Origin of the sequence: Yersinia sp. 1252 StPb PI, from assembly GCF_048593885.1 — a bacterium.
In the GTDB taxonomy this organism is placed as follows: Bacteria; Pseudomonadota; Gammaproteobacteria; order Enterobacterales; family Enterobacteriaceae; genus Yersinia; species Yersinia enterocolitica_E.
Genome location: NZ_JAZGQE010000389.1, coordinates 1 through 1,166, shown reverse-complemented (window position 1 = coordinate 1,166; position 1,166 = coordinate 1). Strand labels below are relative to the sequence as shown.

The following is a 1,166-nucleotide window of genomic DNA, read 5'->3' as shown; positions in this document are numbered from 1 at the left end:
CCGGAAGAATTTGTCCGAAGCCTGCAAACCGACCCGGATCTCTGATTTATCCTGGCATCAATATTGGGAAGGGATCATTCAGAACGAAGGTTAAAAGAGAGCAGTACCATCGTAGGGATAAGTCCCAAATTATCGACAAAAAAACTCTCTTGATTTTGACACCATCTAGATTACGCCAAACACGCCTCATTAATATGAAAACGATACGATTGTATTCTTTTTTCCATGTTTATCTTTTTCATTATTGAGTTCTTATGTGCATTAACCGTTTTGATGCTGAGCTTCATTATCTGGGCTATAGTCACTGGGTTAATACCTAACTTTAAATAACACATAACGGTGCGTTCCTTGCCCGTGAGTGTGCTCTCACTGGCCGGGTAACTCATTGCATTACCTTCAGCCTGAAGTTCTTTTTCCTCCAGTAAACCAATAGTATTCTGGATTATATCGTCAATTATATTATTACTGTAATTACCATATATAATGCCTGGGTTATTATCAGGTAATTTACCGTCGGCAGCTAAACCCTTACTATCATTCAAGAACACAACAAATAATGTGTGTTTTTTGTTACCCTGAGTATTCCGAACATGGCGTTCACAATAGCGTTGTGCATCCTGCTTTGAAACCAGTCTTAATATTTGTGTTTTTTTAGCCGAAATAATTAATGAATCATTAAGTATTAATTCAGTTATCTCATCTAAATGCTTGGATAGTTCAGATTGCAATGCTAAAGAGAAAAATATATTTTTTTCATGAATAACCACCATGACACTTTTGTTCATAAATCCCCTCGGGAGATATTGCTGGTATCTCGGTAACTCTCAACATAAAAATTTAAATCGTACCGATGGCACCTAAACATACCTAATGACAACCACACAAACACCCTAAAAACAGCATTTATTCTATTTCAAGATCAACAATGCAGCAACATACGCCACAAATTAGAAGATATATAGTTTTTTACTCCGAAACTTAAATAAAGGGAGATGCTATACATCTTAAAATATAGCTAACAGTAGCTTGTGCATTTTTTAATATCGGAATTTAAAAAAAACTTAAACTGCACTTGACCACCACCTAAAAATACAAATTGACAATAAATTATTTAAAGTTTAAATATGCGTTCATCAATCAATAGCTCATTCACAAATTAACTTAAT

The 1,166-nt window shown here is 34.6% G+C and carries 1 protein-coding gene; it reads right to left on the bottom strand.

What is annotated here, in order from left to right; all coding sequences use genetic code 11:
- Positions 1-170 precede the first annotated feature (170 nt).
- Entirely contained in the window at positions 171-785 is a 615-nt protein-coding gene (locus tag V2A85_RS23830) for a helix-turn-helix domain-containing protein (protein WP_420072573.1), read from the bottom strand.
- Positions 786-1,166: the final 381 nt, after the last annotated feature.

Excerpts from the sequence above, each read along its gene's own strand:
- V2A85_RS23830 (WP_420072573.1), bottom strand. The coding sequence starts at position 785 with ATGAACAAAAGTGTCATGGTGGTTATTCATGAAAAAAATATATTTTTC.